The sequence below is a fragment of the Acinetobacter sp. genome (genome assembly GCF_050285345.1).
In the GTDB taxonomy this organism is placed as follows: Bacteria; Pseudomonadota; Gammaproteobacteria; order Pseudomonadales; family Moraxellaceae; genus Acinetobacter.
In genome coordinates this window covers 1-13,021 of the sequence record NZ_JBLZXR010000128.1, presented here as the reverse complement: position 1 = coordinate 13,021, position 13,021 = coordinate 1, and the positions used below count along the sequence as shown (strand labels likewise).

Sequence of the window (13,021 nt, the reverse complement as noted above, 5' to 3'; positions counted from 1 at the left end):
CATGAACATTCTTGCGCTTGGGCATAAGCGTCTAGCTGTAGGAATCACCTCCGTTTAAGGGAGGTGAGGATGTCAACCAGATTGAGCCATTCATTTAGCACATAAAAAAGCATCCGGTTTGGGATGCTCTTTTATCTGTACATTTTATTTTCGATTTTAAGGTTTTAATCCGACAGGGTTTCGATACCAACTTTCAATAAATAGGGCAGCGGCAAGACTGTCGGCAGAGAGTTTTTTACCTCGGCCTTGCGCTTGATAATAATCTAGCTCATCACGCGCTTCGCGAGTGGTTAGACGTTCATCGACCATGAGGGTCTCAATATTGGTCTGATGGCGTAAGCGCCGTGCAAATTTACGCGCACGGGTTGAAAGTTCAGATTCGCTATCATCCATATTCAGTGGTAAACCGACAATAAACAAGTCCGGTTGATATTGCTTGACGATTTTCAGCAAATTGTCCCAATTCGGAATGCCGTCTTTCATTGGAAAAAGTGGCAGGGGATTGGCACTTTCAATCAGCGCTTGCCCTACCGCCATTCCGGTTTTTTGTGTGCCAAAGTCAAAGGCCATAATCATTTGATATTGCGGTAAATCAGGCATGTCCAATCTCAGATGACAACCACATTCGGTCAACGCCTATTTTTTTATAGGCAGCATCCCAACGGTCGTCATAAGGTAAGTTAAAAATTAAATCCATGTCTGAGTCGCAAATTAGCCAATCACCCCGAGCGATTTCTTCTTCTAGCTGACTTTTCCCCCAACTGGCGTAGCCGAGCGCCACTTGATAACGTCCGACACCTTGGTTGTGTGCAATCGCATCTAAAATATCTTTAGAGGTGGTAATACAGACATTTTCACCCACAGCGATAGATGAATGCCACGTGGGTTGGCCAGTATGAAGAACAAAACCCGCCTCAGGGCGCAAGGGGCCACCTTGCAACACTTCATGAGGATGCACATTATCCGCTTCAATTTCCAAATCATTCAAGAGTTCTTTGATTTGTAAACCTGAAGGACGGTTAATAATGATGCCTTGTGCGCCATCTTCATCATGTCGCGCCAAATAAATGACCGTATTGGCAAAGAACTCATCATTCATCTCTGGCGGAGCAATCAGGCAGCGATGCGTTAGGTATTGTTTAGTCACCTAATGGCTTCTCCTTAATTTAGATTTAAATCATTCTCATCTCTATATAATGATCAACATACTAGACTCAATGGCTTTCAACAATGAGTTTTTGTGCAAAACACAGATTTGATTTTGGCTACAGTTTTATTGTTTAAAGGATTTGAACGAAATTACTTATGCTGAATATTGGGCTTTTAGGATACAGACAGCTATCGGGATAGCCACAGAATCCTCTTATTCATAAGCACACATTTCTTGCTAATATTTTTGTATCACTCAAATCGTGGTGCTGAACCATCAAGGATAAAAATATGAAAAAAATCGATAAAATTTTACTGATCAGTCTTTTTACTTCCGTTTCAACCCTAAGTTTTGCCAATACGCAGACTTTGCAAAAACAAGAAGCTCAAGTGCTACAAAAATTTAAACAGCAGAATTTTTATGAGGTAAATGAAGCCATTAGAAATGCTGTCGTGGATGTGATTTCAGACGATACCAGTAGTTTTAGCTATGATTTCCCCGCTTTAGCCAAACAGGGTTATGTGCAGATTCAATATTCTCCTGACAAAAAACTGAAGTTTTATAGCTTTGATATTTCAGGTGGCGGCACTATGGGCGCATGGAGTAATTATGTGCAATATTCAACTGGCAAAACCCAACATCTAGATCAGTTTGCTTCAGGTTATATCAACCAAATTTTACCTGTACGGATTCAAAATAAAGTCGTGTATTTGGTACGCAGTTACTACAAAGGCGATAGTTGTACCGGCATGCATCACTTAAGAGCAGTGGAAGTCGGTCCAAAGCAATTGCTGAAATCCTATGTGTTTCAAACCAAGCAAAAAAGCTTGCATGAAATTTTGGTCAATTATGATTGCCATTACGATGCTGACCGCTCAGCCAGTCAAAATTATTTCAGACTCAGTCCGAAGCACGTCGATGTAATGCTGCTGAATCAAAAACATCAGCCACAGCATCAATATTTACGCTATACGCTGGGTTCGAAAGCTTTTGTATATCAGGGAATTGTTAAATAAAAAACTGCCTACAAAAAGACGCTTATAAAAAAACCTTTGCAGTGGAATGCAAAGGTTTTTTTATGATTGGTTTATTTTAAAGTATTAACTGTGTTGAAACTTTAATTGTCGCAACTGTTTGGCATGCTGCAAGGTGGTTTGACTAATTTCAATACCACCGGTCATGCGCGCTAGTTCCTGAATTCGATCATCTTCTTTAAGCTCAATAATGGTACTGCTGGCAGGATCGGTTTGTCGTTTTTTTACCAATAAGTGTTGGTCCGACTGTGCCGCCACCTGAGCTTGATGGGTGATACACAAGATTTGTACATGTTGTGCTAGGTCTGCCAATAAACGCCCGACAATTTCGGCTGTACCACCGCTGATCCCAACATCAATTTCATCGAAGACTAACACTTCAGAGTCGGTTTTTTCAGCATTCATCACCTGCATCACTAGGGCAATACGTGATAATTCACCGCCCGATGCCACGCGGGCTAAAGGCTGTGCAGGAATCCCTTTGTTGGCGGTAAATAAAAGCTGAATAAAACTCAAACCTTCACTTGAGGCTTGCTCAAGTGGCTCAAATTTAAATTCAAAATGTGCTTCAGGTAGTGCCAATTGTTTGACCTGTTCTGTGAGTTGTTTGGCCAATGGTGCAGCAGCATCTCGGCGAATTTGATCTAAATGTTCTGCCTTGGCAATAAAGTTCTGATGCGAGATTTCGACTTGCTCTGCAAGGGTTTCAGGGTTTTCAAGTTGATGCAGTTGTTCTAATTCGAGCTGCCACGCTTCAAATTCGTTTTTTAGGTCTTCTGGCTGACTGCGATATTTACGTGCCAAACGATGAAAGACTTCCAGTTGGGTATTTAATTCATCCATGCGTTCAGGGTCGAAACTTTGCCGATCAATAAACTGACGCAGATTACTGGTCGCATCTTCGATTTCACTTTGCGCATTCAGCAAGGAAGTATAAATTTCAGAAAGCTGCTCGCTACGTCCGGCATGTGATTCGATGCGGCGAATAATCGTGGCTATTTCTTGATTAATATTTTGTTCTGCATCATCCAAAGCATTTAAGCCATAGCTACAATCCTGCATGATATGTTCATGATGGCTGAGGCGGTCAAATTCCTGTTCAATCTCTTTATAGTCGGTTTGCACCACATCTTCGAGTTCTTCCAGTTGCAACTCTAAGGTTTCAATGCGTTGTTTACGTGTGGCTTGGGCATCTAGCGCCGCCTGATGTTGACGAATGTCTTTTTGCCATTTGCTGTAGGCATCACGGACATCTTGTGCAGGTTGATAAAAATTATAATAGCGGTCAAGCCAGTGCTTTGGATAAGGCGGTTCGAGCAATTGCTGCTGACTGTGCTGGCTATAGAGTTGTACCAATAAACGGCCAATTTCTTTTAGTTCCGATAAGCTGCTTGGGCGTCCATTAATCCAAGCTTTGCTGCGACCGGTAGCAAAAATGACACGACGTAAATGGATTTCCCCCGATTCATCATCAAGTTCATGTTCTTTTAGCCAAAGTGCTTCAGGACTATGTTCTTGATAGCTAAAGGTTGCGGTCACATCTGCTTTGTCTGATCCAAAACGGACATAATTGGTGTCTGTACGTTCACCTAAACATGCTGATAATGCATCTAAAAGTAACGACTTACCGGCACCTGTTTCGCCCGTCAGCACATTGAAGCCTTGTTCAATATCGATGGCTAAGTGGTCGGCAAGAGCAAAATTGATCAGAGTTAAATGTGTCAGCATAAACGCATCCAAGCTGCGAAAAGTGTGAGTTAAAGATAATTAAGTTTTGTTTTGGCCACAAGACCAGATTTTATTTTAAGATGACATAAAACAGGACAATTCTATATTAAATCAAATTTGACATCCTTACTTCCTTTAAACGAAGGTGATTCCTACGGCTAGACGCTTATGCCCAAGCGTAAGAATGTTCTTTGCAGCATTAATGTCCCGATCATTTAGACTGAGACATTTTTTATTACTGCACTGCCATTCTCTTATTCGCAAATCTATCCTACCTTGTATCTTTCGGACTATTTGCGGTGATCTCACCACAGCACGAACAGATTTGGGAGGTGAAACTTTCATTGACTTCTTCAAACAAGCAGCATTGCTGCGCAAGTTGCGTTCTCGCATTTATACTTGAGCATTGTTTTTAGTGCCGAAAATCCTGTGTCTAAGACAGATTTCGCCATTTTAGTTTTTACACTCCAATGGATAAACATGAAATATGTTTTCGTTTACTTTTGATACTCAAGCATTATCTTTTTAGCCCAATTGGGTTTTGTCTTCGAAGTGCAATCAGCATAGATTAAGCTAAGCACAATGAGGTAATCGCTTATTTCATTCTTTAGCAAAATTAAAATTCGAGTTTAAGTCGTCCTTTAGATTTTTGAGCTGAATGGGGAGTGAGTTATGAATGAAAGCAGAACATGAATTTAGTTTTTTTATGTGTGGTGACTGCATGCTAGATTGGACTTTAGTAGATGAAACAAAAAACTATTTTGTATAAAAAATCTGTGTATTTTAGACTTTGCTCCAATGCCGTGATGTAACGAAAAAATGGTTTAGTGCGGCGCTTCACAGTTTTTTTAAAATAAACGATTGTACGCTTTAAACATCGATTGATTAGTTAGTGCCGCACAATTAAACTACATCAATCAAAATATTAAAAAATATGCTTTATTTGGAGAAAACGCATGTCAGCACAGTTTGATCATGTATCGGTAATTAAAAAATCAAATGTTTACTTTGGCGGGTTATGCATCAGCCATACGGTACAATTTGAAGACGGAACTAAAAAAACACTTGGCGTGTTACTTCCAACTGAACAAGCACTGACTTTTGAAACACATGTTCCTGAACGTATGGAAATTATTTCCGGCGAATGTCGTGTGCAAATTGCTGACAGTGAAGAAAGTGAATTATTCCGCGCGGGCCAATCTTTTTACGTTCCAGGGAATAGCCGTTTTAAGATTGAAACTGATGAAGTGCTGGATTATGTTTGCCATTTAGAAGGCTAATGATTCGGCTCATTTAGGCACAGTTTTTTTAACCCGAATCGGTTAAACTATGTGCCAAGCATTAATCCTGTAAAGCTTGCTTTGCAGGATTTTTCGTTTTTGCAGTTTAAGTTATCTCGGGGATTTCTCCCGTGTCGTTATTTTCTTGAAGTTTTCAAATTTAGAGGTCGTTCATGGCAAAACCGGAATATTTTTATGGCGTTCATGCAGTGGAGTCATTACTGGAGCTTGAGCCAGAGCGCGTTTTAACTTTGTTTGCTTTAAAAGGGCGTGACGATCAACGTTTAAAACGTATTTTTGAATTGGCTGAACCTTTTGGTGTGTCTATTCAAAAAGCCAGCCGTGACAGTTTGGAAAAATTGGCGGGTCAGCCATTTCACCAAGGTGTGGTTGCAGCCGTACGTCCACATCCCGTATTGAATGAAAAAGACTTAGACACTTTGCTTCAAGCCAATCCAAATGCCTTGTTGTTGGCACTAGATCATATTACTGATCCACATAACTTAGGTGCCTGTATTCGTACTGCGGCGGCAATGGGGGTTGAAGCAGTGATTGCGCCTCGTGATCGTTCAGCAACCTTGACACCGACAGCACGTAAAGTGGCTGCGGGTGGTGCGGAGAAAGTGAAGTTTATTCAAGTCACAAACTTGGCGCGTACTTTAGGTCAAATCAAAGAAGACTTTAATGTTCGTGTTGTCGGTACCATGTTAGATGAAAAAGCATTGCCTATTCAAAAATTTGACTTCACAGAGACGGGTGTGTGTGTGGTGATGGGCGCTGAAGATACAGGTCTACGTCCGATTACGCAAAGTCAATGTGATCAAACAGTGTATATCCCGATGGCCGGCAATCTACAAAGTTTGAATGTCAGCGTAGCAACGGGGATGGCGTTGTATGAAGCATGCCGTCAACGCAATCTTTAATTTCAAAATTTAAAAAGAAGGGTTTATGTCTCCCCAGAAACAAGGTTATTTCTATGTCCTAATTACCATGTGTATTTGGGGTGGATTTACCTTAACGGCGCGTTTGGGTGCCAATTGGGGCATCAGTGCTTGGGATATTACTGGGCTACGATTTGCCTTAGCTTTTTGTATTTTGATGCCGATACTCATCTATAAAAAAGACACAGCTTTTTTATGGAAAAAAGAGCCCTTTATTTTGGCCATGCTCGGTGGTGTAACCTATTGCCTAACGGCTTATAGTGCTTTTCATTATGCCCCTGCAGCGCATGCGGCAATTTTTTTGAATGGCAGTATTCCTTTATGTACTGCAATTGCTGCGTTTGTCTTATTTCAACAGCCGATTGATAAGCACACATGGATCAGTGTGGCGATTATGGTGTCGGCGATTGGTCTGATGAGTTTCCTGATGTACCAAGAAACTGGCGTTGCTTTTGGTTTAGGAGATGGATTATTTCTGCTGAGTGCGATCTGGTGGGGTATTTTTACGGTTTTACTCAAACAATGGAAACTCTCGGCTTGGCATGCCATGGCGGGTGTTGCGATTTGGTCAGCAATTATTTTTGTGCCAATTTATCTACTGTTTTTCCCCAAACATTGGTCAGATCCAGAGCCGATGCAGTTGATTGGGCAAGTGATTTTTCATGGCATTTTTGTGGTGATTGTAGCGACACTTACTTATGTTGAAGCGATTAAACGACTGGGAGCATTTAAGGCAGGCAGTATTGTGACTTTAGCACCGTTTATTGCTGCGATATTGGCAGTCCCGTTGTTAAATGAACCTTTGAGTGTCGCGATTGTCTGTGGTTTGGTCGGTATGGGAATTGGTGCAATTCAACCGTGGAAATGGTTGGGACGAAAAGATAGTTTACAGCAACGGCTTGAACAGCAAAAAAGGCAGTCTAAATAGGCTGCTTTTTATTTCTTTTCCGCTTCTGCTAAATATTTTAAATGTAGTGGACGCAGTTGCATATATAGATGATCCAAGTGACCATCATTTAGCACGATATCATCGGCTAACTTTTGTTTGGCAGAGCGTGGCATTTGGGCCTGAATAATTTTCTGAATTTGTTCAATATTTTGACCATCACGCATCGATGCACGTTGAATCTGAAGTTGCTCCGTAGCATCAATCAATAAGGTGCGATGGGTCAATTCGTGCTGATTGGTTTCAAATAACAGAGGGGACACTAAAACGACGTAGGGACTTGTTGCTGCTGTCAGTTGTTGAATAATGGACAAGCGAATTGCAGGGTGGGTGATGCCTTCCAGTGCAAGTCGTGCGGTGGGGTGTTTAAAAATATGTTCCCGTAGGGCACGTCGATTGAGTTCACCATTTTCGAGTAAAACCCAATCGCCAAAATATTGCTGAATTGCACTTAGTGCCGGTTGTCCTTTTTCCACAATTTCACGCGCAACGATATCTGCATCGACGACACTAATACCTTGCAGTTCAAACCAATTGCTTGCGGCGGATTTGCCACTCCCAATTCCACCCGTTAAACCCAAGACAAACGACATAAAAGTACCTTACTGACCGAGATAAATTTTCATGATTTGATCACCCCAAAGAAATGCAATCCAACCGGCAATGGCAATATAAGGACCAAAAGCGAAGGGCTGATTCTCTTTACGGACTTTCAATAAAATGATCCCGATAATGGCACCAACGAGCGATGAGAGCAACACGATGAGTGGGAGTAGGAAGGGTCCCATCCATGCGCCCAATGCGGCTAATAGTTTAAAGTCACCATAGCCCATACCTTCCTTGCCTGTAATGATTTTAAATAGATAATACACAATCCATAAGCATAAGAAGCCAATGATATAACCCCAGATGGCTGAGGTTGCAGAGGTATAAATCGCATAGCTATTGATGCCCAAACCAAGTGCTGCAAGTGGTAGGGTAAAGCGATCGGGTAACAGTTGTGTATCGAAATCAATAAAGGTGAGGGCGATCAACACATAGGTCAACACTAAGCCAAACAGCATTTGTATTGTGGGGCCAAAAACAGCAACCACAATCAGACCACAAACAGCTGTAAGTAATTCAATCAGTGGATAACGCGGACTAATGGGATGGTGACAACTTCCACATTTTCCACGCAACGCCAACCAACTCACGATGGGAATATTTTGATACCAACGAATTGGGTTATGGCATTTTGGGCAGGTTGAGGCCGGTTTACTGAGGGTGATTTTACTTTCGTCAATAATCGGTTGTTCTGGATGGAGAAATAATTGGCAATCCGTACGCCATTCTTGTTCCATCATCTTAGGAGTGCGGTAAATCACCACATTTAAAAAACTACCGATACAAAGACTAAAAAGCCCAACTGCGATATATAGCGCAGTTGGGGTACTGATTAAATAAGTAATTAATTCTTGCATTTATACCACGGAACCCATTTGGAAAATTGGAAGATACATCGCAATGACCAGACCGCCCACGAGTACGCCGAGTACAGCCATAATTAAAGGCTCCATCATGGAGGTGAGGCCATCAACGGCATTGTCCACTTCGTTTTCATAGTGGGTTGCCACTTTATCGAGCATGGCATCAAGTGCACCGGATTCTTCACCAATCGCAACCATTTGGATGGCCATAGATGGAAATTTATCAGTGAGACGCATGGCAAATTGAAGTTGTTGACCAGTCGCAACATCTTCACGAATTTTCATCACCGCTGTTTCATAGACCACGTTGTTGGTCGCACCCGCAGTAGACTCTAGTGCATCAATAAGCGGTACACCGGCAGCGAAGGTGGTTGCTAATGTACGGCTATAACGTGCAATAATTGCTTTATACACCAAGTCACCAAAAATAGGCGCTTTTAAGGCAGCTTTATCTAGAAAATCACGGAAAGCTTTGCTGCGTTTTTTGGCTTCCAAAAAGCCTGCAACCGCGGCTGCAATACCAATAATAAGCAGGAACCAATATTTCTGCATCCATTCCGACATATTCACCACCATTTTGGTGAAGGCCGGTAGGTCTGCACCAAAAGAGCTGAACAGGTCTTGGAATACAGGAACCACTTTGACCATCAGAATAATGGTCACAATGATCGCAACGACAATAACCGCCGCAGGATATTTCATGGCTTTTTTAATTTTTTGCTTCAATAACTCACTTTTTTCTTTATAGATGGCAACACGATCGAGCATGGTTTCTAAAGCACCGGACTGTTCGCCAGATTCCACCAAAGAACAAAACAGATTGTCGAAATATTGTGGATATTTACGTAGTGCACCGGCAAAGGTGTTCCCGCCTTCAACTTCCCCTTTAATTCCGAGTACCACCTCGCGCATAGAAGGGTTTTCCAGCCCTTCAGCAACAATTTCAAACCCCTGAACCAATGGCACACCGGCTTTCATCATCGTGGCAAGCTGACGCGTGAATACAGTAATATCTAAAGTCGATACCTTCTTTTTCATCAACCCTTCGAGAATATTTTTACGTTTTTCTCGAATAGTTTTGATGGTGATGCCTTGTTTACGTAAAGTCACTTTGGCCAAAGCCATATTACGCGAAGGCAATTCCCCTTTAATTTTTGCCCCTTTACGATCCACACCTTCATAACTGAAGGTTGGCATCATCTGTGCTTTTTTTACAGCCATGAATTTATCCTTATTTTAAAATACTAATTCACTTACTCACTGGTCACACGATTGACTTCTTGAAGAGAAGTCACCCCCTGCATGACCTTAATTAAGCCTGAACGGCGTAAATTGTTAAAACCCGCTTGATCAGAAGCTGCAGCAATTTGTAATGCGTTGCCGTCTTCCATAATAATTCTTGAAATTTCTGGTGTTACTTTCATAACTTCATAAATACCGACACGGCCTTTATAGCCTTCTCGGCACTCTGCACAACCAACAGGTTGATAAACTTGAAATTCAGGATTGGCTAGATCTTCTTCAGTAAATCCAAGCTCAAGTAAACTTTGTTTTGGCACTTCTACACTTTCTTTACACTGTGAGCAAAGGCGACGCGCCAATCGCTGTGCAATTACCAGATTGACGGAAGTGGCAATATTGAAAGAGGGAACGCCCATATTACGTAAACGGGTCAAGGTTTCTGGTGCACTGTTGGTATGCAGTGTGGACATCACCATATGACCTGTTTGTGCAGCTTTAATGGCAATTTCAGCTGTTTCTAGGTCACGAATCTCCCCGACCATGACAATGTCTGGATCCTGACGCAGGAATGATTTCAAGGCCGCAGAGAAGGTAAGTCCCACTTTGTTGTTAACGTTGACCTGATTAATCCCTTCCAAGTTAATTTCGACAGGATCTTCGGCAGTCGAAATATTGGTATCTTCACGGTTGAGAATATTTAGACCGGTATATAAAGATACAGTTTTACCAGAACCGGTTGGACCTGTAATCAGTAGCATACCTTGCGGCTTTTCCAGTGCCTGCATAAATAATTCTTTTTGATCAGGTTCATAACCGAGCGCATCAATACCGAGCATGGCACTTGATGGATCAAGGATACGCAGTACCAATTTTTCACCAAACAAGGTTGGAAGTGAGTTGACACGAAAGTCGATGGCTTTATTTTTAGATAGCTTTAACTTAATACGACCATCTTGTGGAATCCGCTTTTCGGAAATATCCATTTGCGACATCACTTTTAAACGCGAAGCAAGTCGAGTCGCCAATTGTAGTGGTGGATTGGTAATTGTTCTTAACACACCGTCGACACGGTAACGGACGCGATAGGTTTTTTCGTAGGGTTCAAAATGCAAGTCAGATGCGCCCATGCGAATGGCATCGACCAATAACTTATTAATATATTTAACAATTGGCGCTTCATCACCTGAGTCTTTTTCTTCGTCTTGATCTTCTGGATTAGATGTATCTTGTTCTAAATCTAGATCAAAATCATCGTCAAAATCAAAAGTACTCTCTTCAGCGAAATTTTGTTCGATCAGTTTTTCAAGCTTATCGTATTCAACAATAACGGTTTCGGTATTGAATTTACTACCGAAGCGAATCGCATCAACCGCTTCTATATTGGTGGGATTGCTGATCGCAACAAAGAGCAGATTGCCATGTTTAAAAATCGGCAAGATACGATGTTTAGTGATGAGTTTATCTTCAAACTCATCACGAATAATCAAAGATGTATCATAGGTTGAAATATCAAAAAACGGTTCGCCAAATTCAATTGAAATGGTTTCTGCAATTAAGCGAGGCGACAGTTGATACTCGTGAATCAGATGCGGCACGATATCTTGTTTGGATTTTTTCGAATTTTGCAGTGCGGCCTGCATTTTTTCAGCAGAAAGATGCCCTTCATCAACTAAGCGACGAATAAACCCCGTAAATTTTGGTGAACCTTGAACTGCTGTCATGCTTTTAAATGCCTATGCTTCAGTTTGTTTATAATTGGTATAGCAAAATTATACTTTTGTTGCACAAAAATACCATATCTGAAAGTGTTGTCACTAGCCAAGAATTGCACAAAAGCATGAACCAGTCCTTAAATCTGCTGATTATTTTTCCTAAATTAGGATTTGAGGATATAGCATGCTCAATACAAAATTGTAAAAGTGCTGAAAATTATCATCAAAAATAAGAATTACGTGTAGAATGTGCCCGATTTCATCTTTGTCATGTGGGATAAATATGTCGGGTTCGACGATTACGCCTTGGGTTGTTGGGAATTGGAAAATGAACCCTATGCAAGCCGATGCGAGCGTGCTTCTTCAAGAGTTTAAGCAATTATTAAATCAACAAAATATTGCAGAAGAATTGTGTCATATTGGTGTTGCACCAGTCTCGATTGCTTTGACAACTGTACGTGATGCGTTAAATCAGGCAGATCGGAAAATTTTAACTGTTGCACAAGACGTGTCTCGTATGGCAGGTACCGGAGCGTATACCGGAGAAGTCAGTGCAGAATTGTTAAAAGATAGCGCGATTGAGTTTGTACTGGTCGGTCATTCTGAGCGACGTGAAATTTTTGGTGATCAACCTCAAATTATCAATGAAAAAGTCAAAAATGCTTTAAATGCAGGTTTAACTGTAATTTACTGTGTAGGTGAAAGTCTCGAACAGCGTGAAAGCGGTCAGGCAGAGCAAGTGGTTTTACAACAAATTTGTGATATTGCAGCGGTAGTAACGGCAGAGCAGTGGAAGAATATCGTGGTGGCTTATGAGCCGATTTGGGCCATTGGTACAGGTAAAACTGCCTCGCCTGAAGATGCACAAGCGATGCATGCCAAAATCCGTGAAGGTTTAAGCCAAATTACGCCCGAAGGTCAGCAGATGGCGATTCTCTACGGTGGTAGTGTAAAGCCTGAAAATGCAGTAGAGTTGGCAGCCTGCCCAGATATCAATGGTGCGCTGGTTGGTGGTGCATCATTAAATGCGGAGTCTTTCTATAAAATTGCTCAAGCATTTGCAAATACAAAATAATTAGGAGTTCAGCATGCAAACGTTTGTGCTGGTAGTACATATTATCTTAGCCCTTTTAATGATCGTGTTGATTTTAGTTCAGCATGGTAAAGGGGCAGATGCGGGCGCATCTTTTGGTGGCGGCGGTGCTGCAACTGTATTCGGTGCATCGGGTTCGGGTAACTTTATGACCCGCTTAACCGCAATTTTAACGGCACTCTTTTTTGTGACCAGTTTGACGCTGGCGGTATTTGCCAAGAAACAAACTACAGATGCTTATAGTCTAAATGCAATTTCTTCAGCACCGACTGCACCTGCAAAAACGGCTGAAACTTCGCCAACTGCACCAAAAAGTTCTGAATAATTTATTTAGCGCTTTCTTTTTTGGCGTGTTGCGACTAGAATGCGTCACAGCTGCGGTGGTGGTGGAATTGGTAGACACGCTACCTTGAGGTGGTAGTGCTT

At 41.7% G+C, this 13,021-nt stretch carries 13 protein-coding genes and 1 pseudogene; 6 read left to right on the top strand and 8 right to left on the bottom strand.

From position 1 onward, the window contains the following. Positions 1-156: 156 nt before the first annotated feature. Together ruvX and ACN6OV_RS11440 are read right to left on the bottom strand one after the other, a co-directional pair. The gene (ruvX, locus tag ACN6OV_RS11445) at positions 157-600 is read right to left on the bottom strand and encodes a Holliday junction resolvase RuvX (RefSeq protein ID WP_427953056.1); all 444 of its coding nucleotides are present in this window, start codon (positions 598-600) and stop codon (positions 157-159) included. Then, positions 593-1,147 (bottom strand): YqgE/AlgH family protein, encoded by a 555-nt coding sequence (locus ACN6OV_RS11440; protein ID WP_427953054.1) that lies wholly within the window; start codon positions 1,145-1,147, stop codon positions 593-595. Before ACN6OV_RS11440 ends, ruvX begins: the two co-directional genes overlap by 8 nt. A gap of 293 nt (positions 1,148-1,440) precedes the next feature. Between ACN6OV_RS11440 and ACN6OV_RS11435 the strand changes: the two genes are divergently transcribed. Then, positions 1,441-2,166 (top strand): hypothetical protein, encoded by a 726-nt coding sequence (locus tag ACN6OV_RS11435; protein ID WP_427953052.1) that lies wholly within the window; start codon positions 1,441-1,443, stop codon positions 2,164-2,166. Positions 2,167-2,250: 84 nt separating this feature from the next. Here the strand turns inward: ACN6OV_RS11435 and recN are convergent, their stop codons facing one another. Both recN and ACN6OV_RS11425 read right to left on the bottom strand, forming a co-directional pair. After that, positions 2,251-3,912: a DNA repair protein RecN gene (gene recN, locus ACN6OV_RS11430; RefSeq protein WP_427953050.1), complete on the bottom strand. Its 1,662-nt coding sequence runs from the start codon at positions 3,910-3,912 to the stop codon at positions 2,251-2,253. A 135-nt stretch (positions 3,913-4,047) separates the two neighbouring features. Continuing rightward, positions 4,048-4,376 (bottom strand): annotated as a pseudogene (locus tag ACN6OV_RS11425) (zinc ribbon domain-containing protein); the annotation flags it as partial. 492 nt (positions 4,377-4,868) lie between these two features. Between ACN6OV_RS11425 and ACN6OV_RS11420 the strand changes: the two are divergent. From ACN6OV_RS11420 to ACN6OV_RS11410, 3 genes are all read left to right on the top strand, one after another. Continuing rightward, a complete protein-coding gene (locus ACN6OV_RS11420) occupies positions 4,869-5,192 on the top strand; it encodes a pyrimidine/purine nucleoside phosphorylase (RefSeq protein ID WP_067763086.1) in 324 nt (107 codons plus the stop codon). A 173-nt stretch (positions 5,193-5,365) separates the two neighbouring features. Continuing rightward, positions 5,366-6,115 (top strand): 23S rRNA (guanosine(2251)-2'-O)-methyltransferase RlmB, encoded by a 750-nt coding sequence (gene rlmB, locus ACN6OV_RS11415; RefSeq protein WP_427953048.1) that lies wholly within the window; start codon positions 5,366-5,368, stop codon positions 6,113-6,115. A gap of 25 nt (positions 6,116-6,140) precedes the next feature. Further along, positions 6,141-7,061 carry a DMT family transporter gene (locus ACN6OV_RS11410; RefSeq protein WP_427953046.1) on the top strand — a complete coding sequence of 307 codons (921 nt, stop codon included), beginning with the start codon at positions 6,141-6,143 and terminating at the stop codon, positions 7,059-7,061. 8 nt (positions 7,062-7,069) lie between these two features. Here the strand turns inward: ACN6OV_RS11410 and coaE are convergent, their stop codons facing one another. The 4 genes from coaE to pilB are packed head-to-tail and all read right to left on the bottom strand — an operon-like array spanning position 7,070 to position 11,511. Next, a complete protein-coding gene (gene coaE / locus ACN6OV_RS11405; protein ID WP_427953044.1) occupies positions 7,070-7,672 on the bottom strand; it encodes a dephospho-CoA kinase in 603 nt (200 codons plus the stop codon). A gap of 9 nt (positions 7,673-7,681) precedes the next feature. Then, positions 7,682-8,542 (bottom strand): prepilin peptidase, encoded by an 861-nt coding sequence (locus tag ACN6OV_RS11400; protein ID WP_427953042.1) that lies wholly within the window; start codon positions 8,540-8,542, stop codon positions 7,682-7,684. Continuing rightward, positions 8,543-9,769: a type II secretion system F family protein gene (locus ACN6OV_RS11395; protein ID WP_427953040.1), complete on the bottom strand. Its 1,227-nt coding sequence runs from the start codon at positions 9,767-9,769 to the stop codon at positions 8,543-8,545. Positions 9,770-9,801: 32 nt separating this feature from the next. Then, positions 9,802-11,511 carry a type IV-A pilus assembly ATPase PilB gene (gene pilB, locus ACN6OV_RS11390; RefSeq protein WP_427953038.1) on the bottom strand — a complete coding sequence of 570 codons (1,710 nt, stop codon included), beginning with the start codon at positions 11,509-11,511 and terminating at the stop codon, positions 9,802-9,804. 274 nt (positions 11,512-11,785) lie between these two features. On the opposite strand from pilB, the gene tpiA reads away from it, so the two are divergent. Together tpiA and secG are read left to right on the top strand one after the other, a co-directional pair. Further along, complete coding sequence (gene tpiA / locus ACN6OV_RS11385; protein ID WP_427953036.1) at positions 11,786-12,577, top strand: triose-phosphate isomerase; 792 nt, start codon at positions 11,786-11,788, stop codon at positions 12,575-12,577. Positions 12,578-12,590: 13 nt separating this feature from the next. Next, entirely contained in the window at positions 12,591-12,920 is a 330-nt protein-coding gene (gene secG, locus ACN6OV_RS11380; RefSeq protein ID WP_427953034.1) for a preprotein translocase subunit SecG, read from the top strand. The last annotated feature ends 101 nt before the right edge of the window (positions 12,921-13,021 follow it).